The following is a 24779-nucleotide window of genomic DNA, read 5'->3' as shown; positions in this document are numbered from 1 at the left end:
GGCGGAATCCTATGACAGAATAACTACAAAACACTGCCCCCGGATCAGAAAGCGCTACGGCTGCTTTTTCTGTTGGATATAGTTCGCCACTTGTTGCTCTAAAATGGACAAAGGCACACTACCATTACGCAGTACAACTTCGTGGAACTCACGCACGTCAAAGCTGTTACCTAATTGCTGTTCCGCTTCTTTACGTAACTTTTTGATGGTCAGTTCACCCAGCTTGTAAGACAAGGCCTGAGCTGGCCAGCTGATGTATCGATCTATTTCTGTGGTGACGTTGTGCATAGACAAAGCCGTATTGCTGGCCAGAAAATCAATAGCCTGCTGACGACTCCAGCCCATAGTATGCATTCCTGTATCCACCACTAAACGGGCAGCACGCCACATTTCATAGGTCAGACGGCCAAAGTTACTGTAGGGGTCCTGATAAAAACCCATTTCAATACCCAGGTATTCAGAATACAACCCCCAACCCTCGCCAAAAGCTGAGGTGTAGAAATTACGGCGATACTCTGGCAATGAGGCTTGTTCACGGGCTAAAGAAATTTGCAAATGATGACCAGGTACAGCTTCGTGCAAAGTTAAAGCTTCCATTTCATACAAGGGACGACGGTCTAACGCATAAGTATTCACCCAATAAAAACCTGCCCTGTCATCACGGTTTGTACCTGCATAGCGGCCTGTGGTGTATTTAGGGGCAATTTCTGCTGGCACTGACACCACACCAAAAGGGGTGCGGGGTAAGGTTTTGAAGTATTTAGGCGATTCAGCATCTACTTTTTTTGCAATATAGGCGGCTTCTTTTAACAAGTCTGTTGGGGTTTTGGCATAAAACTGAGGGTCGGTACGTAAAAACTGAATAAAGTCGGCGAAACTTCCTTTAAAACCCACCTGATTAATAATGCCCTGCATTTCTGCACGGATACGGGCGACTTCATCCAGTCCTGTCTGATGCACTTGTTCTGGTGTCAGTTTTAATGTGGTGTAGTGCTCCAGTCGGTTCTGATAATAGTCACGCCCTTGCGGCCATTCGCTGGCGGCAATGCTGTCACGTGCTCCTGGCAAATAGTGCTGCACCATAAACTGATAAAACTGCTGGTAAGCCGGATTCAGTTGCTGTTCGACTATCTGCTTTGCTTCTGATTGCATAGCAGTCCAGTTGTCAGCATCTACAAATTCAGGCTTTTGAGTAAAAGGCCGGTAAAACACATTCTGTTCCGGTGTTTTGCTGACAAAAGCCAGAATGCCTTGGTCAAAGCCGGCTAGTACAGCTTTAGGCTGAGTCATACCCGTCGCTAAACCTTGTTTCATCCAGTCGGTCTGTTGTTGCATATAACGCGGAATGGTTTTTAACTTGGTAAGGTAATCCTGATAATCCTGTAGCGTTTTGAATTCGGTACCAGACACTATAAAGGCCAGGCTACTATGAAAACCTGATTCCGAGGTTAAAGGAATAAGGTGAGCCCCGTACTTGTACTCTGAAATAGCGTCTTTGAGGCTGTAGTGCAAAATGGCATGATTGATTTGTTGCTGTTCAGTCAAAGTGGCAACATCCACCTGCTCTAACTTTTTCAGCCATTGTTGTCGTTGCTGATCGGCTGCTGCCAGAGTTTCAGCCGACATATCAGGCAAACTGGTTTTACTGCGGTTATCTAAGGCTTTTTCGGCTTGCCATAACTGATTGGCGAACTGATCAAAATCTGTGGGTTGCATCGACGAACTGCTGCAACCCGTGACCAACAAAGCAATACCAAAAAACATGAATTTCTGACGCATTTTATCTTCCCCGACCTTTTTGTTTGATTCTACTCTGTTCAGTTTTGTCAGCCAGTGCAACGGGCTGTGCTTTTTGGAGACTGGCCGCAATAAAGTGCTCTGATGGATTAAAAAAGCTGTTTTTTAATCAGCTATCAGCGTTTTTTTAGACGATAAGAAAAAAAACTCAAAAAATAAGTCATTAATAAAGCTAGAGATGAAGACTTTTTCTAATAGATATGTCAGCTTAACCATATCAGTCTGTTTGCCTCTACGTAAGTTTCGCGTAACATTGCGTTTTGAAGGCTAAATTAGCAGTAGTATTTAGTGGAGTTGTGTTTGGCATGAAATATCAGGACTCAATCGAGCAAGCAAGTGAAAAAGCAGCGCTGACCGCAGCTTTTTTGCAGCGGCATCGTTTGGCAGCCCATCCGGTCAATTACACTGTGATCTATGAGTATATCAATGGTCAAAATGCCGGATTATGTCAGGCCATAGAACAAAAACTTTCGGTTCAGAGTAGTTTTGACGACTTTGTTCTGGCTGAACTTTACAGCCAATGGTTAAGCCCACACCATCAGCGTCAGGAAGAGCTGAGTCAACAAGTCGCCGCTATGTTGGGCAAGTTGTCAGGCACCACAGATATAGCCGGTGAAGCAGTGCAGCATTATTTAGATGTGCTGGACCAGGCCTTGTTGGGTTTTGACCCGAACAATGCCAACCGCAGCCGTGAAAGTGTGAACAAAGTTATCAGCGCAACTTACGCTATCAAAGCAAGCCAGCAGAAACTCAAAGACCAGCTCGATTTTTCCAACGAGCAATGCCATGCATTACGTTCTGAACTGGAACATCTGAAAAAAGAACGCCAACTGGACCCATTAACAGGTTTATACAACCGACTGGCAATGCAGGAACATCTGGATCTGTGGCTGACCGAAAATCCTGATCGTCGTATTGCCGCTATAGCGGTGAATTTAGATCATTTTGCACAGTTTAATCAGGACTATGGCTTTGGTGTTGGTGATGTAATTTTAAGCAAAGTAGCCCGCAAAATTGCCAGTTATGTGCAGGAAAGTGGCTTGCCGGTGCGTTCTGGTGGCGAAGAATTTCTGATCTTATTGCCTGATGTCGATTTACGTACCGCAGGTGAAATAGCAGAACAAGTGCGCAAGGGTGTAGAAAAGCTGCGGTTTGTTTCGGCCAAAAGTAAAACAACCTTACCTAAAGTCACTATTTCTCTGGGTGTCAGCAGCTATAACTCTGCAGAGAACTGGCATCAGTTTTTATCCCGCAGCAGCAAAGTATTGCTGGAAGCCAAAGTGCGTGGCCGCAATCAGGTTGCCACTGAGTTAATGCTGGCCACCTGATATGGCCAGCTTGCTAAAAGAGTTATTTAGTCAGGCATTTTTACAACAGCTTGCACGCTTATGTTTGCACCACTTTCCTGCCTTTGATCAGTCTCATTTTTTGCAGCAAACTCAGGGGCCGGATTGGGAGCAACTGGAACTCAAAGCCAGAGTGCGTCATATCAGCCACTCTTTACACCAGAGCCTGAACTTAGCCTACCCCGATGCCATCGCAGTATTAATCCCGGTCAGCAGCCATTTTTCCGGCGTACCAGGTTTTGTGTTTGCTGATTATGTGGAAGTCTTTGGTCTGGACCATCCAGAAACCTCTTTTACTGCCTTGGCCCACTTTACTTGTTTCTCCACTGGCGAATTTGCCATCCGGCCTTTTTTACAGCGTTATCCGGAGCAAACTCTGGCTCAAATGAAAAGCTGGGCCTGCTCTGATAATCTGCATTTACGCCGCCTGGCCAGCGAAGGCACCAGACCCCGCTTACCCTGGGGTATGGCACTGAAAGCTTATAAAAAAGATCCAAGCCCTTTATTGCCCATTTTAGAGCAGCTGAAAACAGATGCTGAACCTTATGTGCAGCGCAGTGTGGCCAACCATTTAAATGACATCAGTAAAGACCACCCGGATCTGGTGGTTGAGATAGCACAAAATTGGTTTGGTCAGCACACTGTCACCGACTGGATCATTAAACATGGGTTACGGGGTTTATTAAAGCAGGCGCACCCTGGGGCTTTAACCTTATTTGGCTTACAGCAATTGCCGTTGCAGGTTCAGCTTGAAATGCACAATGCCAAAGTATCGTCACAGCAGCCTTTGCATTTTGTTATCACCTTATCTGGTCCTGCTGAGCTTGAAGCAAAGGTAAGGTTGGAATACAAAATTGGTTACCGGAAAAAATCCGGCCAGTTAAATTACAAGGTGTTCCAGTTGAGCAATAAAACTTGGTCAGGCCAGAATTTGCGATTTGAACGCCGCCAGTCTTTTATTGATTTAACCACCCGCAAACATTATCCAGGCCAGCATCACCTGCAAATTATGCTCAACGGCCATTGTTATGCTGAAAGTTTTTTTGAGTTGATCTAAAACATTCTGCCCTGCATAAAACGACAGGATAAGTTGGCGTAAGCCGCCGAATCTTTTACACTAGCGCCACTTTAGTTCACTACGAACAGCCAAAGGCTTTTTTATGACTGACCAGCAACCTGATAGCACTCATTTTGGCTTTAAAACCGTAAAGCAGACTGAAAAAGTTTCGCTTGTGGCCAATGTATTTCATTCTGTTGCGGCCAAATATGACCTGATGAACGATGTGATGTCGATGGGCATCCACCGTTTATGGAAAAGATTCACCATTGACTGCAGTGGCGTGCGCCCTGGTCATCAGGTATTGGACTTGGCCGGTGGCACTGGTGATATCACTGCCTTATTTTCCAAAAGAGTAGGCCCTACCGGCAAAGTCATTCTGGCCGATATTAACGAATCTATGCTCAATGTTGGCCGCGATAAATTGCGCGACTTAGGTTTAGTCAACAATATAGATTACGTACAAGCCAATGCCGAAGCCTTGCCCTTTGCTGATAACAGCTTTGATATCATCAGCATAGGTTTTGGTTTGCGTAATGTCACAGACAAAGACGCAGCGCTGCGTTCTATGTACAGAGTGCTCAAACCTGGTGGTCGTTTACTGGTACTGGAATTCTCCAAACCTGAATACGAGTGGCTAAGCAAAGTCTACGATTTGTACTCTTTTAAGTTGCTACCTGCGATTGGCGGCTTAGTGGCGAACGATAAAGAAAGTTACCAGTATCTGGCCGAATCGATTCGTATGCATCCGGACCAGGATACGCTGAAACAGATGATGGAAACGGCAGGTTTTGAACATGTCAGCTACCACAATCTGACGGGTGGTATAGTTGCACTGCATAAAGGCTATAAATTCTGATGCTCAGTTTAGTGCCACAACTGATCTGCGCAACTTTGGAAAAAGTGCTGCACAAGGTTGTGGCTATGGATCCGGCATCCCCTGTTTTATTGCAAAAAGTGCAGGGTAAACAGCTGGCTTTGCAGTTGCAGGAATTGCCGTGGCGTTTTGTGTTGTCTGCCACAGCGGACACTTTATTGCTGAATCAGCATAATGAGAAAGTCGATTGTGTCATTGCCACCGATCTGGCGACCCTGCAAAAACTGAATGACCCGAGTCAACTCACCCGTTTAATTAAACAGGACAAACTTCAGATTGAAGGCGATCTGCAAGTCGCCCAGCAATTCAGTACTCTGTTACAGCAACTAAACCCGGACTGGGAGCAACATCTCTCAGGTTGGCTGGGTGATGCTTTGGCGCATAAAGTCGCCACTGCTATTAAGCAACTGCAGCTTTATATCCAGACACAATTACAGCAACTGGAACAAGCTAGTGTTGAGCTGGCCCAGGACGAACTGGCACTAAGCCCAACCCAAGCTGAAATGAATCAGTTCAGTCGTGATGTCAGTCAACTGCAAGCCAGGTTGGATCAATTAAGTCGCCACAACGCCTTCAGGCAGGAGTAATTTTGGGTCTGCGCCGTTTTTACCACATTTTAAAAACCCTGCTGCAGTACGGACTGGATCAACTGATCCCAGAGCAATGGCAACCCTGGTATTTCCGGGCCGCCCGTAGTTCTGCTTTTTGGCTGAAAAACAAGCACCCCAACAAAACCGAAGGTGAACGTTTACGTTTAGCTTTGCAGCAACTGGGGCCGGTATGGGTTAAGTTTGGCCAGATGTTGTCCACCCGCCGTGATTTATTTCCTGAGCAATGGGTCGACGAGTTAGCCAAATTACAAGACAAAGTAGAAGCTTTTCCTGGCGATCAGGCCAGACAGCTGATTATTAAGCAGCTGGAATTACAACAGATTGACGACTTATTTGAACAGTTTGATGAAAACCCATTGGCATCAGCTTCTATTGCTCAGGTGCATACTGCACAGCTGAAACAAGCAGATGGCAGTTTGGCCGACGTAGTGATTAAAGTGATACGCCCGGACATCAGGCAACAAATTCTAGCCGATCTGGAACTGATGGATGCTTTGGCTGCGTTAGTGGCCCGTTACCTGCCAGACGGTAAGAGATTACGCACCAAAGAAGTGGTAGCAGAGTATCGCAAAACCATTCTGGATGAACTGGATTTACAACGCGAAGCGGCAAATGCCATTCAGCTAAAACGTAATTTTGAAGGTTCAGACTCACTTTATGTGCCTTATGTGTATGCCGACCACAGCAGACCCAGTGTGATGGTGATGGAGCGGATTTACGGTATACCCGTATCAGATTTAGCCGCGTTGCGCGCTCAGGGTACTAATCTGGAATTATTAGCGAAACGTGGCGTAGAAGTATTTTTCACTCAGGTATTTCGCGACAGTTTTTTCCATGCCGATATGCACCCAGGCAATATTTTTGTGTCTTTTGAAACACCGGAAAACCCTAAATATATAGGGATAGATTGCGGCATAGTGGGCACTTTAAACAAAGAAGATAAACGTTATCTGGCTGAAAACTTTGTCGCCTTTTTTAACCGCGATTACTTAAAAGTGGCCCAGCTGCACGTGGATTCAGGCTGGGTGCCGGCGGACACCAGCGTCGAAGAATTTGAAAGTGCGATACGCACTGTCTGTGAGCCTATTTTCCAGAAACCGCTGCAGGATATCTCTTTTGGTCAGGTGTTGTTTAATCTGTTTAACACAGCCCGTCGTTTTAATATGCAGGTTCAGCCGCAACTGGTATTGTTGCAAAAAACCCTGCTGTATATTGAGGGTTTAGGGCGTCAGTTGTACCCGCAATTGGATTTATGGCAAACCGCCAAACCTTTTCTGGAAAACTGGGTCCAACAGCAAATGGGACCAGCAGCCTTATGGCGCGAAATTAAAGCAAATTTACCTTTTTGGGCGGAGAAAATGCCTGAAATGCCGGGATTGTTGCACCATTATTTGCAACAAGGCCCTCGACAACAGGCCAATTTGTTAGCCCAATTGCAGCTGGTACAGCTGCAGCAGCAAAACCAGACGAAAAAACTGGCCAATGCGGTGCTGGCAGGTTGCAGTTTATTAGCAGCTGTCTTATTACTGACATCTGGCTGGTCTATAACAGCGGCGGGACTTGCCCTGGTAGCACTGGGCTTTGCCCTGAAAATTAACTGACGAGCCAGCAGGTTCGTTTAAGCAGTTTGAAAACCGAAGGAGAATAACATGGGTTTTGGCGGCATTAGTATTTGGCAGTTATTGATCATCCTGGTGATTATTGTCCTGCTGTTTGGCACTAAACGTTTGCGTGGCATAGGTTCAGACCTGGGCTCTGCAATTAAAGGTTTCCGTAATTCAGTCAAGGATCCGGAAGATACGGTGGAACCTGTAGTTCCTGCTGTTCAACCCCAACAGCCTCAGCAACCTCAGCCGCAAATAAAAGCTGAAGTGAATGAACAAGCGCCAGCCAGCGCTGAATCCACAAAAACACCTGAACAACGCTAAATGAGTTTTTGGGAATTAGTGGTCATCGCTGTGGTAGCTCTGCTGGTGTTAGGCCCGGAGCGATTGCCGGGCGCTATTCGCAGCGTCAGTGGTTTTGTTCGCAGTGTGAAACAATTTGGTCAGCAAATGCAGGCTGAATTAAACGATGAACTGCGGGTACAAGAGTTACACGACAAGTTAAAACAAGCTGAAGAAAAGGGCCTGTTAAACCTGACCACTGAAGAGATGCAGGCTATGGCTGAGTTGCGTCAGGCAGCGGCAGATGTAACAAATCCTTACCCTAAAGCGAACACCACAGCACAACCACAAGCACAGTCCGTGGCCGCTGAGACTCCCCTTCCTTCCGTTACACCGGATCCAGTAGTAGCAGATGACAAAAACCACAAATCCTAACAGCCTGTTAGGGCACCTGATTGAATTGCGACGTCGGCTGTTAAACACAGTGATGGCAGTGCTGCTGGTCTTTATTTGCCTGGCTTATTTTGCCGCTGATATTTACCATTTAATGGCCTCACCGCTGATGGCGGTATTACCCGCTGGCGCGTCTATGATAGCAACAGATGTAGCAGCGCCATTTTTTGCCCCTTTTAAATTAACCTTTATCGTCGCGCTTTGTCTGACTGTGCCTTATATGTTGTGGCAAATCTGGTTGTTTGTGGCCCCGGCTTTATACAAAAAAGAAAAGCATCTGGTCGCGCCGCTGATTATTTCCAGCACAGTACTGTTTTATTGTGGTATTGCCTTTGCGTACTACATCGTCTTTCCTATCGTCTTTGGTTTCTTCACTAGTGTGGCCCCTGAAGGAGTGACCATAGCCACAGATATCAGCAGTTATCTGGATTTTGTTTTAAAACTTTTTTTTGCTTTTGGTTTATCTTTTGAAATTCCGGTCGCTGTGTTGTTATTAGTATGGACAGGTGCAGTCACCCGCCAACAATTAACAGAAAAACGACCCTATTTTGTCGTGTTTGCTTTTATCATAGGTATGTTGCTGACACCACCTGACGTGCTTTCGCAGATCCTGCTGGCAGTGCCTATGTGTTTATTGTACGAGCTCGGAATATGGCTCAGCCGTTTTTATGTGCCGGCTGAAACTTCCGAATCCTCTGATCCAACATAAATTTTTCGGGACATTATAATGAAAGGTATCATCACAGTATTAGCACTATTCGCATCAAGCCTACATGCGGCAGATGTAACAGAACAACTGCAGCAATGCCGTTCTGTAACCAACGATTTGCAGCGACTGATTTGTTACGACAAGATAGGAAAAGCAGGTTCAGCCTCCTCTTATACAACAGTCGCCGCGGCCACTACGAATACTGTCGTTGCCACGACTGAAGCAGCAAGTTCAAACCCTGTTGCTGAATTTGGTCTCGAGCACAAAGAACAAGCACGGAAAATAGAAGCTATTGATAATGTGTCGCTTGAGTTACAAAGTGCAGGGCAGAACAAACTTGGATTCATGGTGTTTACTTTTACCAATGGTCAGGTGTGGCGTCAGACAACAAAAGAAGAATTCTTCATCGAAACAGGCAGTGCCTATCAGGTTGAACGCGGCATCCTGGGCGCTTTTTATCTGAACAAAGCGGGCTCAAACCGTAAAGTCAGAGTGGTTCGGGAACAATAAAAATGCCACGCTGGTTTGATGCAGGTGTCAATTTATTCAGCGAACGTTTCGCGCAGGATCGTGACGCCGTCGTTCAACGAGCACAGCAAAACCATATTCGCGAGTTGTTATTAATTAGCAGCGATCTCGCTGAAAGTTATCAAAACAGCGGCTACTGTCAAACTGCAACAACAGTCTATTGCACTGCTGGTGTGCACCCGCACCAAGCCTCTTCAGTGACTGAAGGCTGGGTTGAGGAACTGCAACTGCTGCTGCGCCAACCTGCGGTAGTTGCAGTAGGTGAATGCGGCTTAGATTTTAATCGCAATTTCTCCGCACCAGAGCAGCAAATTCAGGTTTTTGACATACAACTGGCTTTAGCAATACAACAGCAAAAGCCGGTTTACCTGCATGAACGTGATGCTTTCTCTACTCAAATCAGTTTGTTAAAAAAACACTCAGGGCTCACCGGTATAGCACACTGCTTTACTGGCGATAGATCCGAATTAAAGGCCTATCTGGACCTGGGGCTTTATATTGGTATTACCGGCTGGTTATGTGACGAAAAACGTGGGCAGAACTTAATGGACGCTATCCGCTTTTTGCCACTGGACAGGCTGATACTGGAAACCGACGCGCCTTTTTTGTTGCCTAAAACCATGGCACCTAAACCTAAATCCAGCCGAAATGAGCCTGTATATTTACCTCAAATCGCTGCACAGTTCGCCAAACTGACAGGTCACAACCTTGATGAGATCGCCTTAAACAGCAGGAAAAATAGCCTGGAACTGTTTCAAATCACAGCAGACGAGTACTCACTATGATGCAATGGCTACAGCTGAACTGGCAGCAGTTACTGATCGGCTTCACCTGCGGTGCAGTGCTGACGGCTTTACTCGCATGGCTTCTGTTTTACCTGCAGCAAAAAAAGTGGCAGCTGAATGTAGCCGATCAACTGGAAGACAGTATTCAGCAACGCACCCTCGAACTACAAATTACCCTGACTGAGCTGGCTGACAAAAATAAACAGCTGGAGCAACAAAGTACCCGTGATGCCTTAACCGGGGTGCGCAACAGAGCCTTTTTTGATCAGAAGCTCAGTGCTGAAATTAAACGCAGCCGTCGCGAGCGCAGCACTTTGGGTCTGTTGATGATCGATATTGATCACTTTAAAGCCTTCAATGACAACCATGGCCATCTGGTGGGTGATTTGGTGATTAAAGAAGTGGCCAAATGCCTGCAGCAGGAACTCAAACGCAGCACCGATCATTTGTGCCGTTATGGCGGTGAAGAATTTGCCATCATTTTACCGAACACGGATAAAGAAGGTGCCATGGTATTGGCTGAACAAGTACGACTTTGTCTGGCTAACCATCGCATTCAACATGAAGAGCTGGAGCTGTCTATCAGTGTCAGTATCGGCTGTTACGCAGCAGTAGCCGAAATTCACAGCGTCAGTGCCGATTATATTCAGGCCGCAGACACAGCTCTGTATCAGGCGAAAAATGAAGGTCGAAACAGGGTAATATGTTCAGCCTTGTCTCACTCAGTGATCACAGAACAGGAGACTACAGATGAGTCAGTTTAACGAATACTTTCCCGCCAGCCGCTTAAGGCGCATGCGGCAGTCTGACTTCAGCCGTCGCCTCATGGCAGAAAATCATCTGACGGTAGATGACTTAATTTATCCAATGTTTATTGTCGAAGGCGAAAATCAGCGTCAGGTTATTCCGTCCATGCCCGGTATTGAGCGCTTATCTTTGGATTTGTTGATGGAAGAAGCGAAAGAGCTGGCCGCTTTAGGCATTCCTGCCATTGCCATATTTCCTGTCACAGCTGCAGAGAAAAAATCACTGCTGGCGGAAGAGGCTTATAACCCAGATGCTTTAGCTCAACGTGCAGTACGGATGTTAAAACAGCATGTGCCACAACTGGGTGTAATTACCGATGTTGCCTTAGACCCTTTCACCACTCATGGCCAGGACGGCATTATTGATGACGAAGGTTATGTACTCAATGACATCACTACCGATATTCTGGTGAAGCAGGCGCTGTCTCATGCAGAAGCTGGTGCAGACATAGTGGCACCCTCTGACATGATGGACGGCCGTATTGGCGCTATCCGCTCTGCACTGGAAGCCGAAGGTTTTGTAAATACCAAAATTATGGCCTACTCAGCCAAATACGCTTCGGCTTATTATGGTCCGTTTCGTGATGCAGTAGGTTCTGCAGGTAACTTAAAAGGCGGTAATAAAAAGTCTTATCAGATGGATCCAGCCAACAGCAACGAAGCCCTGCGTGAAGTGGCTTTGGATTTGGAAGAAGGCGCTGATATGGTGATGGTGAAACCAGGCATGCCTTACCTGGATATAGTGCGCCGCGTCAAAGACGAATTTGGCGTGCCCACTTTTGCTTATCAGGTCAGCGGTGAATACGCTATGCATATGGCCGCTATTCAAAATGGCTGGCTGGCAGAAGAAGCGATAGTAATGGAGTCATTACTGGCCTTTAAACGTGCGGGCGCTGATGGCATTCTGACGTACTTTGCGAAAAAAGCGGCTATTTGGTTGCAGCGATAAAACAACAAGGCCAGAGCAAAAACTCTGGCCTTTTTTATTCTATAGCCAGCTGCCAGCCGGCTTGCTGCTGATACAACACTTCCTGTTCCAACTCAGCCCGCATCAATGGATGATGATCCAACCAGCCTTCCGGCAAAGTTAAAGTCAAAGCTTCAGCTTGTGCTGTGATTTGTACTTCAGGTAAAACTTCATGCCTACGCCGCATCGACAAAATCACCGACAAGCGCAATAAACGGGTTAACCGAACTGCGAGCAACACTGATGTCATGGTTTGTTTCGACAGAATTTCTTTGTGAATATCTGCTCTGTGGTTATACACCAGCGCCATCAGCAACTGTTGCTGAGCGCGGGTAAAACCTGGCAGTTCAGCATGGCTGATAATATAAGCGCCATGGTGATGATGGTTTTTGTATTCAATTAACAAGCCCAGCTCGTGCAGCAAAGCACCAGAGCGCAACATAGCTAGACCTTCAAAACTAGCTAAATTCCATTGCTGATGCAGCTGGTCGGCCAATGTAGCGGCCATATCAGCCACCCGCTCTGCATGTTGCTGGTCAATGTAATAACGCACCATCATGCTTTGCATAGTGCGGGCTCGTACATCCTGATGCTGCAGCTGCGGCAACATGCTATACAACACGCCTTCGCGCAACGCGCCGCCGGATAAAGTCATACCGCTGATATTCAGCACCCGGAACAGGGCTATTAAAATCGCTAAACCAGAAGGGAATACCTGCTTACGCTCCTGAGCTAAGCCGGGTAAATTCAGCTGGTCCATATGCCCACAAGCCAAAGCCTGCTGCATAATAGCTTCCAGTCGTGGCAAGGTGATGACTTCATCTTTGCCCTGACCTACTAAAATTTCCTGCATCGCTTGCACAGTGCCGGACGCACCTACAGCATTTTGCCAGCCCTGTTGCAGATACTGATCACTGATAGTGCGGATTTCGCGCTCTGCAGCTGTAATAGCCGCATTAAAGTTGGCTTCGCTTAATTCGTTATTTTCAAAATAACGCTCAAGAAAAGTCACACAGCCCATATTCAGACTGGACAATAAAATCGGCTGAAAGCCCTGCCCTACGACGATTTCAGTCGAAGCGCCGCCTATGTCGATCACCAAACGGTTGGAGTCACAATTGGAGGTATGAGCTACGCCCAGATAAATAATGCGGGCTTCTTCTTCGCCGGAAATCACCTGAATAGGCTGACCCAAAATAGCTTCAGCTTCAACCAAAAAGGTTTTGACGTTACGGGCTAATCGAAGTGTGGCTGTACCAACAATACGGATATTTGCAGAAGGAATATCTTGCAGACGTTCAGCAAACAAAGCCAGGCATTCCCAGCCGCGGGTCATGGCTTGTTTACTGAGCACTAAACTGTCGTTTAAACCTGCGGCCAAACGCACTTTGCGCTTGACTCGGCCTATCACCTGGACGCTGCCACCAACCACTTTCACCATCAACATATGAAAGCTATTGGAGCCGAGATCGATCACAGCATAAATATCATTATGCTGTGTCGGTTTTCCTGCGCCGTCCATGGACTTAGCGCGGGCGGCTACGTGGGTTTCTTGGCCCATTCTGATTTGGTCGTCCACCACTGCGAGCTTGACCTGGACGACGTCTGACCCGTGGTTTTGGCACGGTCAAATCTTCCAGCAAGGCAGAGGTATCGTATTGAGTCACTGGGATCATATGACGGATGTAGTCTTCGATAGCCGTCAGATTCAGTGCATAACGCTCACAGGCAAAACTAATGGCTTTACCACTTTCACCAGCTCGACCAGTACGACCAATACGGTGCACATAGTCTTCACAATCGTCTGGTAAGTCGTAGTTAAATACATGACTGACCATAGGAATATGTAAACCACGGGCGGCAACGTCTGTTGCAACCAGAATATCCAGTTTACCGCTGGTGAAATCCTCCAGAATACGTAAACGTTTTTTCTGGATCACATCACCTGTCAGTAAACCAACACGGTGACCATCGGCTTCCAACCAGGCGTGAATATCTTCACAGCAATGTTTGGTATTAGCAAAAACAATGGCTTTATCCGGCCATTCTTCTTCCATCAGCGTCAGCAACAACTTCATTTTGTGCTCGTCTGACGGATAAAATAATTCTTCAGAAATACGTGAGCCGGTCATTTGTTCAGGTGCCACGTGAATATGCACGGGCTGGTTCATCTGCTCAAATGCAAGTTCCTGCACCTTGTAAGACAAAGTGGCAGAGAACAACAAGCTCAAACGTTCAGTCACAGGCGGCATACGACGGAACATAAAACGGATGTCTTTAATAAAGCCCAAATCGAACATACGATCGGCTTCATCCAGCACCACCACCTGAATTTGCGACAAGTCGTACAGGCCTTGTTTTAAGTAATCGATCAGGCGACCTGTAGTACCAATTAAAATATCTGCGCCTTGTTCCAACAATTGGCGTTGAGAATCATAACCCTCGCCCCCATAAATCAAAGCAAGCTTCAAGCCGGATGTTTTTGCAAGCGCCTGAGCGTCATGATGGATCTGAACCGCCAGTTCGCGCGTAGGAGCCATGATGATGGCACGAGGTTGACCTTTGGCTTTAGGCTCGTGGGTTAACAAATGATGGAAAGTTGCCGTCAGAAAGGCGAGCGTTTTACCAGTACCGGTTTGAGCCTGGCCCGCAATATCTTTGCCTGCTAACGCAAGAGGCAAACATTGAGCCTGGATTGGAGTACAATGGTCATAACCTTGCGCGGCCAAAGCGGCAAGAACCTGTGGAGCCAATGCGAAATCGGCAAATTTATGCTGAGTTAAGTGTGTTTTATTCATACGCGCTTAGCATAACCGTTACGCTTGCAATAAGAAACAGTCCGGATAAAATTGACAATACTTTTTTATAGTTACGCCCAAAGCAATTGGAGAATGAAATGAGTGAACATATTCTGCAGGTGTCAGACGACAGCTTCGAAGCCGACGTGTTAAAAGCTGCTGCCCCTGTTCTGGTCGATTTTTGGGCTGAGTGGTGTGGTCCGTGCAAAATGATTGCACCTATCCTCAACGAAGTAGCACAAGAATACGCAGGTAAAGTAACAGTGGCTAAGGTCAATATTGACCACAACCCTGGCACACCACCAAAATTTGGTATTCGTGGTATCCCAACTTTACTGTTGTTTAAAAACGGTCAGGTTGCAGCGACGAAAGTAGGTGCTTTGTCCAAAACTCAGTTAAAAGAGTTTTTAGACAGCAATATCTAAGCTCGTAACAAAAAGGCGTATTTTTTATACGCCTTTTTGTTTTTTACGGCTGGACGACTGAAAATTATCCTGCTAATGTGTAACGCAGCAACAAATCCCTGTAACCACGCTTTTCCGTTGACTAAACCTAAGCCTACTTCCTTTTAATCAGCGGCAAGCAATTTAATTCTGTTTGACCAACAAGAACCCATCATATGCATTTAACCGAACTAAAACTGAAGCCGATTAACGAGCTGGTTGATTTAGCCGAGTCTATGGGCCTGGAAAACATGGCCCGCTTACGTAAGCAAGACATTATTTTCGCTATCCTGAAATCCCACGCCAAAAATGGCGAAGAGATTTTTGGTGACGGCGTTGTTGAAATCCTAACCGATGGCTTCGGTTTCCTACGTTCTTCTGACAGCTCCTATTTGGCTGGCCCGGACGACATTTACGTCTCACCAAGCCAAATCCGACGCTTTAACCTGCGTACTGGTGACACCATTTCTGGCTTAATTCGCCCGCCAAAAGAAGGCGAACGTTATTTTGCTTTGCTAAAAGTGAACGAAGTGAACTTCGGTCGCCCAGAGCAAGCACGTAACAAGATCCTGTTTGAAAACTTAACGCCGCTGCACGCGAATTCCCGTTTACGGATGGAACGTGGTAACGGCAGTAAAGAAGACATCACAGCCCGTGTGTTAGACCTGGCCTCCCCTATTGGCCGTGGTCAGCGTGGTTTGATTGTGGCACCGCCAAAAGCCGGTAAAACTATTCTTCTGCAAAACATTGCTCAGTCTATTGCGGCCAACCACCCTGAATGTGTGTTGATGGTATTACTGATTGACGAACGTCCGGAAGAAGTCACCGAGATGCAGCGTCTGGTTAAAGGTGAAGTGGTTGCTTCTACCTTCGACGAACCAGCCAGCCGTCACGTTCAGGTTGCCGAAATGGTCATCGAAAAAGCCAAACGTTTAGTTGAACACAAAAAAGATGTAATCATTTTACTCGACTCTATCACTCGTTTAGCCCGTGCTTACAACACTGTGATCCCAAGCTCAGGCAAGGTATTAACAGGTGGTGTCGATGCCAACGCTTTACACAAACCAAAACGCTTTTTTGGTGCAGCCCGTAATGTGGAAGAAGGTGGCAGCTTAACTATTATCGCTACTGCTTTAGTCGACACTGGCTCGAAGATGGACGAAGTGATTTACGAAGAATTTAAGGGTACAGGTAATATGGAATTACACCTGTCTCGTAAAATTGCTGAACGTCGTATTTTCCCTGCTATTGAATTTAATCGCTCTGGTACCCGCCGTGAAGAACTGCTGGCATCGCCGGAAGAGCTGCAAAAAATGTGGATCCTGCGCAAAATTCTGCATCCAATGGATGAAACAGATTGCATGGAATTCCTGATCGATAAACTGTCGATGACCAAAACCAACGACGAGTTTTTTGAGTCGATGAAACGGCAAAAAAATAGTTAACCCCAAAAACCGGCCTCGTTGCCGGTTTTTTTTATGTGAGAAAAAATAGATGACAACCCCGCAGATCGTAGTCATTGGTGGTGGTGCTGGTGGACTGGAACTGGCAACCCGCCTTGGTAATAAATTTGGCCGTAAGGGCAAAGCGGCTATTACCCTCATCGACAGAAACTCGACTCATATCTGGAAACCTTTGTTGCACGAAGTGGCGACAGGCACGCTAGATGTTGATATTGATCAGGTCACTTATCGTGCCCATGCCAGAGCCCATGGCTTTGAGTTTCAGCTTGGTACTTTTACCGGACTAAACAGAACAGAACGACAAGTCACCTTGGCGCCTGTGCTGGATGAAAGTGGCGAAGTAGTGTTGGAAGAGCGCCGTATTCATTATGATTACCTGGTGCTTGCTATAGGCAGTGTGTCGAATCACTTCAATACCCCGGGCGTGCAAGAACATTGTATTTTCCTCGACAGCCCTTCACAGGCCAACCGCTTTCATCGCCGTTTACTTGAAGCTTATTTAAAGCTGAACTCACCTTTGCACCCTAAAGAAAACCTGAACATCGCCATAGTTGGCGCAGGAGCAACTGGTGTTGAACTGGCAGCTGAACTGCACCATGCCGCAGCAGAGTTAAATTTGTACGGCTTTAACGATATGAAACGTGACCGCTTAAAAATATCAGTAATTGAAGCTGGTCCTCGTATTCTGCCGGCCCTGCCGGAACGTATTGCCGCAGCAGCACACAAAGAGCTACTGAAACTAGGTGTAGATGTGCGGGTCAGTACCAAAGTCACAGCAGCAGATGAATATGGCCTGCAACTGGGTGATGAACATTTACAGGCTGAACTGATGGTCTGGGCTGCAGGTATTAAAGCGCCGGATTTCTTAAAAGACTTAGATGGTTTAGAAACCAACCGTATTAATCAGTTGATGGTATTACCTACCTTGCAAAGCAGTGTCGACAGCCAGATTTATGTGATTGGTGACTGTGCCGGCTGTCCGCTGCCGGATAACAAATGGGTGCCACCACGAGCTCAGTCAGCCCATCAGATGGCAAGTCATGTCGCTAAAAACCTGACCGCAGTTATGGCAGGCAAAGCTCAGGTGGCTTACAAGTACAAGGATCATGGTTCACTGATTTCACTCAGTCGTTTTGGCACTGTAGGTAATCTGATGGGCAATCTGGTCGGCGGAGCTATGATGATAGAAGGCCGTATTGCCCGTATGGCTTATATATCGCTGTATCGTATGCACCAGGTGGCTTTACACGGCTGGTTCCGCACACTGGTGATTTCGGTGATAGGTAAAATTAACAAAATCATCAGGCCACGGTTAAAGCTGCACTAAAACTTACTACAGCCACACTACATACCACTCAAACGGGTTTCAGCCTGCTCTGGTACAAAAAACCGGGCTTGCTGAAATCCGGCATAATGCGGTTCCAGCAGTTGCTGTTCCTGCTCTGAAAACCAGCGATACATGGCGTTTTTATACTCGCTCTTTTGCTTTAATCTAGTAAGAGCAGCATCTATATCTGCAATCCAGCCTTTACCTGCTTCCGATTTTGAACAACTGACATAGGTGTAAGAAAAGCTAGGGATCTCTGCTATGGGCCTGAACTCCAGTTTAAGATCCTGCCCTGCTTCGATGCTGAAATACCGTAAACGATTAGGGTAATCCACTACATAATCTACGCGTTTTGCAGCCAGCAACTGGGCGGGATTCAATGTGATCATAGAACTGCTGCCCAGGTTGCTACCTTTTTTATTAATCTGTGCTGCTATCACCTCAGGGTAAGCTCTGTCATTTTCGATCAGGCCCAGCAAATCCGGATCCTTCGTCAATGTTTCCATCCGCACCGCCTGCGCTGGGTACCGCCTTTTAAGTGTGTTGTGATCGTGCAGAGCATTGATCGCCAGATTAGGTAACATAGCAGCAGGCTGAGAAAAGTAAGTACGCTGATCCCGCTCAGGTGTATACCGCAAGCCAAAGGTACAGTGATTTTCGCTGGTGGTGGCCGACACTTTGACTATTCGGGCAAGATGGATTTGATTGATCTGATGTTGATACTGCGGCAAAGCGTCAATCAACTGACTCAGCATCAAATCAAAAGAGCCTTGTCCGGCGTATGGCCCTTCACTGATACGATAAGGCGGCCAATGGCTGGTGTACCAAACCATCAAAGGTTGAGCAGAGGCGGAAAAAGCCCATAACATCAATACTATACAACCACTTAACTTCTTCATCGAGCCTCCCTGCAAAGAAGCCAGTACAGTAGCAAATGCCTTTATCAGCAACAAGGTCGTTCGTCGCAAGCTGAAAACCTGAACCCGGGCTCAGATTAAATAGCAAAAAAGCCACATCAAGTGGCTCTTTTCAACAATTTTTCTGACGATTAATCAATCACTAAGTGAATAATTGGATCAATAGTGGCCGCTGTTGTCCCAATAGTTAAAGCTGCCAGATACTCTGCTTTGGCATGTTCTGCGGCTTCCGTTGTATCGGCATGCACCCGGGCTAACAGGTCGCCTGCTGCCACTTGTGCGCCCAAGGCTTTCACATCGCTGAAGCCCACCGCCATATTGATCACTTGATCCGGGTGAGCACGGCCACCACCTAAACGCACCACAGCCATACCAATAGCAGTGGTATCGGCTTTGTTCAGATAACCGGCAACAGGTGCTGTGATATCTAACACTACTTTGGCTTTTGCCAGATACAGCTCAGGTTTTTCCAGCAAGTCTGCTGGTCCGCCCTGAGCCGCCACCATTTTACTGAAAATCTCCGCGGCTTTACCTGAAGTTAAACTTTGCTCCAACGCAGCTATAGCGCTGGCTTTATCTTTAAACAAGCCACCTAATTGCAACATGCTGGCACCCAGTTCTAAGGTCACCTGATGCAAACGAGATTCGCGGTATTTGCCGGTCAAATAATCCAGCGTTTCCAGTATTTCCAGCGCATTACCAGCGGTAGCACCCAAGGTCTGGTTCATATCTGTTAATAAAGCCTGAGTTGGCACGCCAGCGCCTTTGGCTGTGTTGACAATACTTTTAGCTAAAGCTGAAGCATCGGCAACATTTTTCATAATGGCGCCAGAGCCAATCTTCACATCCATCGTCAAAGCCTGCAGCCCAGCAGCCAGCTTTTTAGACAAAATAGAGGCGGTGATCAAAGGAATAGATTCGACTGTGGCAGTGACATCACGGATTAAATACAGACGGCGGTCAGCCGGCGCCAGTTCGCCACTTTGCGAGACGATGACACAACCTTGTTGTTTCACCAGTTGCTGAATTTTATCCAGCGGTTGCTGACACTGATAACCTGGAATAGCTTCCAGTTTGTCGATAGTGCCACCTGTGTGGCCTAATCCACGACCTGCAATCATAGGCACATAAGCGCCACAGGCCGCGATCATAGGCGCCAGCATTAAGCTGACTTTATCACCCACTCCGCCTGTACTGTGTTTATCCACCACTGGGCCATCCAGCATATCTGTCCAGTTCATCACGGCACCTGAATGCTGCATAGCACGGGTTAAAGCCACAGTTTCAGCTGTACTCATGCCGTTCAGATAAATCGCCATAGCCAATGCTGCGGTCTGGCCTTCACTGAAGCTCTGGTCCGTTAAGCCACGGACAAATTGCTGTATAGCAGCTTCTGTCAAAGCGCCGCCATTACGTTTTTGTTTAATAATTTCCTGAGGTAATAACACTATGCACTCCAGAGTCAGATTTTTTTGCTATTGGCCAGAAACAACGGGGTAAAAGCGCTGGGTAATAATTGTTCCAGCGTCCATTCCTGCTGTTGTTCTAAATGATTGCAGCTGCGTACCGGACTGTCCGGCGTAAAGAATTCAGCAATCACCTGACGACAAATGCCACAAGGCGGGGTGAGTTGATCTTGCGGGGTGTAGACCATCAGGCCGACAAACTGACGCTCACCGGCCACTACAGCTGCGGCTATAGCATTACGCTCGGCGCAAATAGTGCCGCCATAAGACGCGTTTTCAACATTACAACCAGAATAGATTTTGCCACTGCTGGCTTGTACTGCGACACCTACCGGAAATTTGCTGTAAGGCGCATAGGACTGTTCGGATGCTGCTTTGGCAGCGAGGGCTAATTCAGCCCATTGAATACGTGTAGTCATAGTTTAAATTTTTGCAGGTCATACGGCCTTAGGTTATGCGCCTAAAGCCGTTCAGAATCAAGAGCTGGTTGACTACAAAACCAACAAATGCAGCGAAAAAGTTAAATTTGCACTGGTTTTGAGTGTTTTTTATGCAACAAATAGCTGAAATAACTGACAGTCCCCAGAAGCCATACCGCCAATATAGGGATCAGCCAATAGGCTGTGGCTATACCCACTTGTTGTGCAGCCAAACCTGTGCCCAAAGCTGCAGCCTGATAACCAATGGCACCGCCAATGTTGGCAAGACCAGACAACACCGGGCCATTGTCACTGTCCAGATCCATAGCTGCCGTTAACATCAGCGGGAATATTGCGCCTAAACCAAAACCTAAAGCAAAGTTACCTAATTGCAATAAAGCGGGTACAGCGGTGATTTTTACTAAAACAGCACCACAAAAAGCACAGATCACCAGCATCATCAGCAACTGCGCGCTGCTAAACCAGCGTAAAAATAATGAAAAACTTAGCCGGCTCAGCACCATACCACCGGTAAAAAAGGCAAAAATTAAGCGCGACTGCTCAGTACTCAAAGCTAAGCCCTGGCTGGCGTAAGTGACAAACCAATTGCCATGGCCCCACTCCACTGCACCGTAACCGAACATCATTAAAGCCAAAGCAAAAAATACCGGCTTTTTCATCACCTGACGGTAAGACAAACTGCCTTTGGTGTACGTCATATGAGCAGGACTTTGATGGGTACGGCCCAGATACCAGGCATAAGCCGCTGTACCAGCCAGCATCACAGCTAATAAACGCAGCGGCCAGCGCCAGTCTTCAATACCCCAATACAACACCACTACATACAAAGGCGCAGCTAAAGTACCTAAGCTGAACATAAAATCCATAAAACCCATCATACGGGCGCGTTTTGCCACATAAAGTCGGGCGATCAGGGTATGACCTATAGTAAAGAGGCCAGAACAGGTTAAACCCAAAGCAAACACAAAAACCAATAGCAAAGGCCAGAACTGCACCAGAGACGCACCAATAATCAGTACCACCAGCGTCAGTAATAACACGGCAAACAAGGGCACAAATTCAAATTTCTGCACATATTTGCCGCCTAAAAAGGCACCGGTAATAGAACCCATCGACAAACAGGCAAAAAACAACCCACTGGCAGCGGGCGACATCTGCAGTTGCTTCATCATATCGGGCAACAAAATGCCCCATAAAATACTGAGTAAACCCAATAACATAAAACTTAAATACACCAGTACCGTCACTTGCCGCTGATACATGGGTTCTCCCTAAAATGAAGGCGTGAATACAAAAGGGTCTGCGTCCAGATAAGCTGGAAATTTCTGTTTAAATTGTTGTAAAGCAGCCAGATCCAGCTCTGCCAGCACCACACCACTTTGCCTGGCAGGAAGTTCAGCCTGAATTTGACCTAAATAATCCACCACCATGCTGTCACCGCTATAACTTAAGCCGTTGTCATCCGACCCTATGCGATTACAACCCAGCACATAAGCCTGATTTTCAATAGCGCGAGCCTGCAACAAAGTGCGCCAAACCTGACGTCGTGGCTCTGGCCAGTTCGCCACATAAATCAGCACATCGTAATCCTGCTGATTGCGGGCAAAAACCGGAAAACGTAAGTCGTAACAAACCTGCAAACAAAACCGAAAGCCAAGGTAAGAGACGATAACCCGCTCTGTACCCGCCTGATAATGTTGCTGCTCGCCTCCCATTCGAAACAAATGGCGTTTGTCATAAAACTGCACTCCACCGTCAGGGGTAACAAACAATAATCTGTTAAAAATCTTGCCTTGGGCCGAAATAGCGACAGAACCACAAATCGCAGCTGCTGATAACTTAGCTTGCTGCTGCATCCATTGTACTGTAAGCCCTTCCATAGTTTCAGCAATAACAGTTGAATCCATGCTAAAACCTGAATTAAACATCTCAGGCAAGATAAAAAGCTGCACGTCCTTATGCTGTTTTATCTGCTGTTCAAAATATCTGTGGTTCGCGGCGCTGTTCTGCCAGGCCAGTTCGGACTGGATTAACGCAACACGGATAACTGACATAAAATCTCCGTCGCTTCAGTTAAAGTCTGAGGCTCTTTGGCAAAACAAAAACGAATGATACGCTGACTGGGCGGCTGTCGGTAAAACACCGACAACGGAATAGCAGCCACTTTGTGCTCACGGGTTAACCACTGACAAAAAGCCACATCGTCCAAATCACTGAATGCACTGTAATCGGCCAGTTGAAAATAACTGCCACGACAAGGCAATAAACTCCAGGCCGAATCCGCTAAGCCCAGCCGGAACTGATCACGTTTTTGCTGATAAAAAGCGGCCAGCCCTTTTACCTCTTTTGGCTGTTCGGCCAGTAAGTGGGCTATCGCATGCTGAGCCGGAGTAAAACTGGAGAAAGTGACATACTGATGAATTTTACGAAATTCAGCCGTCAGCTCCACCGGAGCTACGGCATACCCCAGCTTCCAGCCGGTGACATGAAAGGTTTTACCAAAAGACGACACAACCACTGTGCGATCGGCCAGTTCAGGGTACTGATTGGCGCTTAATTGCGGTGTGCCATCAAAAACTAAATGCTCATACACTTCGTCGCTGATGCAATACAAACGGTGCTTTAACACCAGCGCTTGCAGCGACAGCCAGTCCTGATGACTAAATACCGCCCCTGTTGGGTTATGCGGGCTGTTGACAATAATGAGCCGCGTTTTTTTGCTGATTTGTTTTTCCAGTTGCGCCCAGTCCACCTGATACAAAGGCGGTAACAAAGGCACATGCACAGTAAAACCGCCCGCCAGCTCCACAGCAGGTTGATAACTGTCATACGCAGGATCAAAGACGATCACTTCATCACCGGCACGAACCAAGGCCTGAATAGCCACAAATAAAGCTTCAGTAGCACCACTGGTGACCGTGATCTGCTGTTCTGGGCACACCTTACGTTGATAACAATTCTGCACCAGCGTTGAAATTTGTTGCCGTAATGCCAGCACACCGGGCATGGGCGCATACTGATTCAGGCCAGCCTGGGCTGATGCCGTCAATAATTCGATCAGTCGCGGGTTGGATGGAAAATCAGGAAAGCCCTGAGATAAATTAATAGCCTGATGCTCAGCTGCCAGCTGCGACATTTGGCTGAAAATAGTGGTACCTAAGGCGGGTAATTTACTTTGTAACTTCATAAGTTAATCTCAAAACAGCACAAAAACAGTACAAAACTGACTGGCCTGACAATGGAACGAATGCTATCATCCAGACAGTTTTATGTGTAGACGTCTAAACATCAAGATGAATCAATCTCTGCAAACACATCAATTAAACCCTTACGCAATCCAGCTTTGTACTTTAGGCCGCTGGATAACACAACGCCAATGGTTGCCGTCAGGCAGCGGACTTTTTTCTGTCCGCACCTCTGAGCATAGCGCGCTTTTCACCGCATCAGACAAAGATAAAAGCGAGTTAAGCCCGGCAGATTTAGTGTCGTACGATTGGGCAAACCCAAACGAAAGGGATACCGCAACAGCTATTCATCAGTTTTTGTATCAGTTAAAGCCTCAACATAAAGTAGTGCTGCAAACTCATGATCTGCAAGCGACGGTGTTTTCCCGCTTAATCAAAGCCGACCAACATCTGTTTGTAGGGTACGAATTACAACAGCAAGTTGCAGCCACTGCAGCACAGCGCAGCTGTTGTCCTCTGGCTATTTTGGATCCACAAAGTACCGAGCTTACTCTGCAGGAATTGCACCAACGCTTTGAGCGCGACACCTTAGCTTATGCCTTTTTGATCCGTGGCCATGGCCTTTATGTTTGGGGAGACAGCATTGACAGCGCTAAGCGGCATCTGGAGACATGGCAATTTTTAATTGCCTGCGAATTGGAACGCATTAAAGCGGCCAATCAATTTAACTAAGGGTTCTGAGCGCTGCTTGTCTGACAGACTTTTACAGGCAGTGACGCCTCATTTTGGTGCATCACTGACGCAAGTAGGTTCAACCTTTGTGCGGCCTGATAAAAAACTCTTTGATAATCAAAGGTGTGAACTTATGGTTCCATTTTTGCTTAAGTTCTGCGTCTTTGGTAACAATTGTGAATATCT

General features: G+C 46.9%; 25 protein-coding genes. 16 read left to right on the top strand and 9 right to left on the bottom strand.

Annotated features, from left to right (window positions below; genetic code table 11):
• Positions 1-54: 54 nt before the first annotated feature.
• Positions 55-1779 carry a DUF885 domain-containing protein gene (locus LSG37_RS09075; protein ID WP_233079568.1) on the bottom strand — a complete coding sequence of 575 codons (1725 nt, stop codon included), beginning with the start codon at positions 1777-1779 and terminating at the stop codon, positions 55-57.
• 323 nt (positions 1780-2102) lie between these two features.
• Between LSG37_RS09075 and LSG37_RS09070 the strand changes: the two genes are divergently transcribed.
• From LSG37_RS09070 to hemB, 12 genes are all read left to right on the top strand, one after another.
• A complete protein-coding gene (locus LSG37_RS09070; RefSeq protein WP_233079567.1) occupies positions 2103-3125 on the top strand; it encodes a GGDEF domain-containing protein in 1023 nt (340 codons plus the stop codon).
• A 1-nt stretch (position 3126) separates the two neighbouring features.
• A complete protein-coding gene (locus tag LSG37_RS09065) occupies positions 3127-4200 on the top strand; it encodes a DNA alkylation repair protein (protein WP_233079566.1) in 1074 nt (357 codons plus the stop codon).
• Between the two features lie 103 nt (positions 4201-4303).
• A complete protein-coding gene (gene ubiE / locus LSG37_RS09060; RefSeq protein ID WP_233079565.1) occupies positions 4304-5059 on the top strand; it encodes a bifunctional demethylmenaquinone methyltransferase/2-methoxy-6-polyprenyl-1,4-benzoquinol methylase UbiE in 756 nt (251 codons plus the stop codon).
• Positions 5059-5664 carry a ubiquinone biosynthesis accessory factor UbiJ gene (locus tag LSG37_RS09055; RefSeq protein WP_233079564.1) on the top strand — a complete coding sequence of 202 codons (606 nt, stop codon included), beginning with the start codon at positions 5059-5061 and terminating at the stop codon, positions 5662-5664. The genes ubiE and LSG37_RS09055 overlap by 1 nt, the downstream gene beginning before the upstream one ends.
• Before the next feature lie 2 nt (positions 5665-5666).
• Positions 5667-7289: a ubiquinone biosynthesis regulatory protein kinase UbiB gene (gene ubiB, locus LSG37_RS09050; RefSeq protein ID WP_233079563.1), complete on the top strand. Its 1623-nt coding sequence runs from the start codon at positions 5667-5669 to the stop codon at positions 7287-7289.
• Between the two features lie 48 nt (positions 7290-7337).
• The gene (tatA, locus tag LSG37_RS21505) at positions 7338-7616 is read left to right on the top strand and encodes a twin-arginine translocase TatA/TatE family subunit (RefSeq protein WP_233079562.1); all 279 of its coding nucleotides are present in this window, start codon (positions 7338-7340) and stop codon (positions 7614-7616) included.
• Positions 7617-8009, top strand: coding sequence for a Sec-independent protein translocase protein TatB (tatB, locus tag LSG37_RS09040; RefSeq protein ID WP_233079561.1), 393 nt, complete (start codon positions 7617-7619; stop codon positions 8007-8009). It abuts the gene before it with no gap.
• Positions 7987-8736: a twin-arginine translocase subunit TatC gene (tatC, locus tag LSG37_RS09035; protein ID WP_233079560.1), complete on the top strand. Its 750-nt coding sequence runs from the start codon at positions 7987-7989 to the stop codon at positions 8734-8736. Before tatB ends, tatC begins: the two co-directional genes overlap by 23 nt.
• An 18-nt stretch (positions 8737-8754) precedes the next feature.
• Positions 8755-9246, top strand: coding sequence for a hypothetical protein (locus LSG37_RS09030; protein WP_233079559.1), 492 nt, complete (start codon positions 8755-8757; stop codon positions 9244-9246).
• A gap of 2 nt (positions 9247-9248) precedes the next feature.
• Positions 9249-10049: a TatD family hydrolase gene (locus LSG37_RS09025; protein ID WP_233079558.1), complete on the top strand. Its 801-nt coding sequence runs from the start codon at positions 9249-9251 to the stop codon at positions 10047-10049.
• Positions 10046-10813 carry a GGDEF domain-containing protein gene (locus tag LSG37_RS09020; protein WP_233079557.1) on the top strand — a complete coding sequence of 256 codons (768 nt, stop codon included), beginning with the start codon at positions 10046-10048 and terminating at the stop codon, positions 10811-10813. Before LSG37_RS09025 ends, LSG37_RS09020 begins: the two co-directional genes overlap by 4 nt.
• Positions 10800-11804, top strand: coding sequence for a porphobilinogen synthase (hemB, locus tag LSG37_RS09015; RefSeq protein WP_233079556.1), 1005 nt, complete (start codon positions 10800-10802; stop codon positions 11802-11804). The genes LSG37_RS09020 and hemB overlap by 14 nt, the downstream gene beginning before the upstream one ends.
• Before the next feature lie 34 nt (positions 11805-11838).
• Here the strand turns inward: hemB and gppA are convergent, their stop codons facing one another.
• The gene (gene gppA / locus LSG37_RS09010; protein WP_366515553.1) at positions 11839-13383 is read right to left on the bottom strand and encodes a guanosine-5'-triphosphate,3'-diphosphate diphosphatase; all 1545 of its coding nucleotides are present in this window, start codon (positions 13381-13383) and stop codon (positions 11839-11841) included.
• Positions 13349-14620: an ATP-dependent RNA helicase RhlB gene (gene rhlB, locus LSG37_RS09005; RefSeq protein WP_233079555.1), complete on the bottom strand. Its 1272-nt coding sequence runs from the start codon at positions 14618-14620 to the stop codon at positions 13349-13351. Before rhlB ends, gppA begins: the two co-directional genes overlap by 35 nt.
• A 98-nt stretch (positions 14621-14718) precedes the next feature.
• Here rhlB and trxA point away from each other — a divergent pair, with 98 nt between their 5' ends.
• The 3 genes from trxA (at position 14719) to LSG37_RS08990 (ending at position 17853) form a co-directional block, all read left to right on the top strand.
• Positions 14719-15045 (top strand): thioredoxin TrxA, encoded by a 327-nt coding sequence (gene trxA / locus LSG37_RS09000; protein WP_046518974.1) that lies wholly within the window; start codon positions 14719-14721, stop codon positions 15043-15045.
• Positions 15046-15239: 194 nt separating this feature from the next.
• Entirely contained in the window at positions 15240-16508 is a 1269-nt protein-coding gene (gene rho / locus LSG37_RS08995) for a transcription termination factor Rho (protein ID WP_233009933.1), read from the top strand.
• Between the two features lie 49 nt (positions 16509-16557).
• On the top strand, positions 16558-17853 hold the full coding sequence (locus LSG37_RS08990) for an NAD(P)/FAD-dependent oxidoreductase (protein WP_233079554.1): 1296 nt from the start codon (positions 16558-16560) through the stop codon (positions 17851-17853).
• Between the two features lie 17 nt (positions 17854-17870).
• Here the strand turns inward: LSG37_RS08990 and LSG37_RS08985 are convergent, their stop codons facing one another.
• The 6 genes from LSG37_RS08985 to LSG37_RS08960 all read right to left on the bottom strand — a co-directional run bounded on the left by LSG37_RS08985 (position 17871) and on the right by LSG37_RS08960 (position 23863).
• Entirely contained in the window at positions 17871-18752 is an 882-nt protein-coding gene (locus tag LSG37_RS08985) for a TIGR02285 family protein (RefSeq protein ID WP_233079553.1), read from the bottom strand.
• 149 nt (positions 18753-18901) lie between these two features.
• The gene (gene deoA, locus LSG37_RS08980) at positions 18902-20218 is read right to left on the bottom strand and encodes a thymidine phosphorylase (protein WP_233079552.1); all 1317 of its coding nucleotides are present in this window, start codon (positions 20216-20218) and stop codon (positions 18902-18904) included.
• A gap of 14 nt (positions 20219-20232) precedes the next feature.
• Positions 20233-20655: a cytidine deaminase gene (locus tag LSG37_RS08975; protein WP_233079551.1), complete on the bottom strand. Its 423-nt coding sequence runs from the start codon at positions 20653-20655 to the stop codon at positions 20233-20235.
• A gap of 101 nt (positions 20656-20756) precedes the next feature.
• Positions 20757-21938: an MFS transporter gene (locus LSG37_RS08970; RefSeq protein ID WP_233079550.1), complete on the bottom strand. Its 1182-nt coding sequence runs from the start codon at positions 21936-21938 to the stop codon at positions 20757-20759.
• A gap of 9 nt (positions 21939-21947) precedes the next feature.
• The gene (locus LSG37_RS08965) at positions 21948-22730 is read right to left on the bottom strand and encodes an amidohydrolase (protein ID WP_233079549.1); all 783 of its coding nucleotides are present in this window, start codon (positions 22728-22730) and stop codon (positions 21948-21950) included.
• On the bottom strand, positions 22706-23863 hold the full coding sequence (locus LSG37_RS08960) for a methionine aminotransferase (protein ID WP_233079548.1): 1158 nt from the start codon (positions 23861-23863) through the stop codon (positions 22706-22708). The genes LSG37_RS08965 and LSG37_RS08960 overlap by 25 nt, the downstream gene beginning before the upstream one ends.
• Before the next feature lie 106 nt (positions 23864-23969).
• Between LSG37_RS08960 and LSG37_RS08955 the strand changes: the two genes are divergently transcribed.
• On the top strand, positions 23970-24593 hold the full coding sequence (locus tag LSG37_RS08955; protein ID WP_233079547.1) for a class II aldolase/adducin family protein: 624 nt from the start codon (positions 23970-23972) through the stop codon (positions 24591-24593).
• The last annotated feature ends 186 nt before the right edge of the window (positions 24594-24779 follow it).

The sequence above is a fragment of the Rheinheimera soli genome (assembly GCF_021290985.1).
Lineage (GTDB): Bacteria > Pseudomonadota > Gammaproteobacteria > Enterobacterales > Alteromonadaceae > Pararheinheimera > Pararheinheimera soli.
Note: the sequence above shows the minus strand (reverse complement) of the source record. Positions and strands in the feature narration are given on the sequence as shown.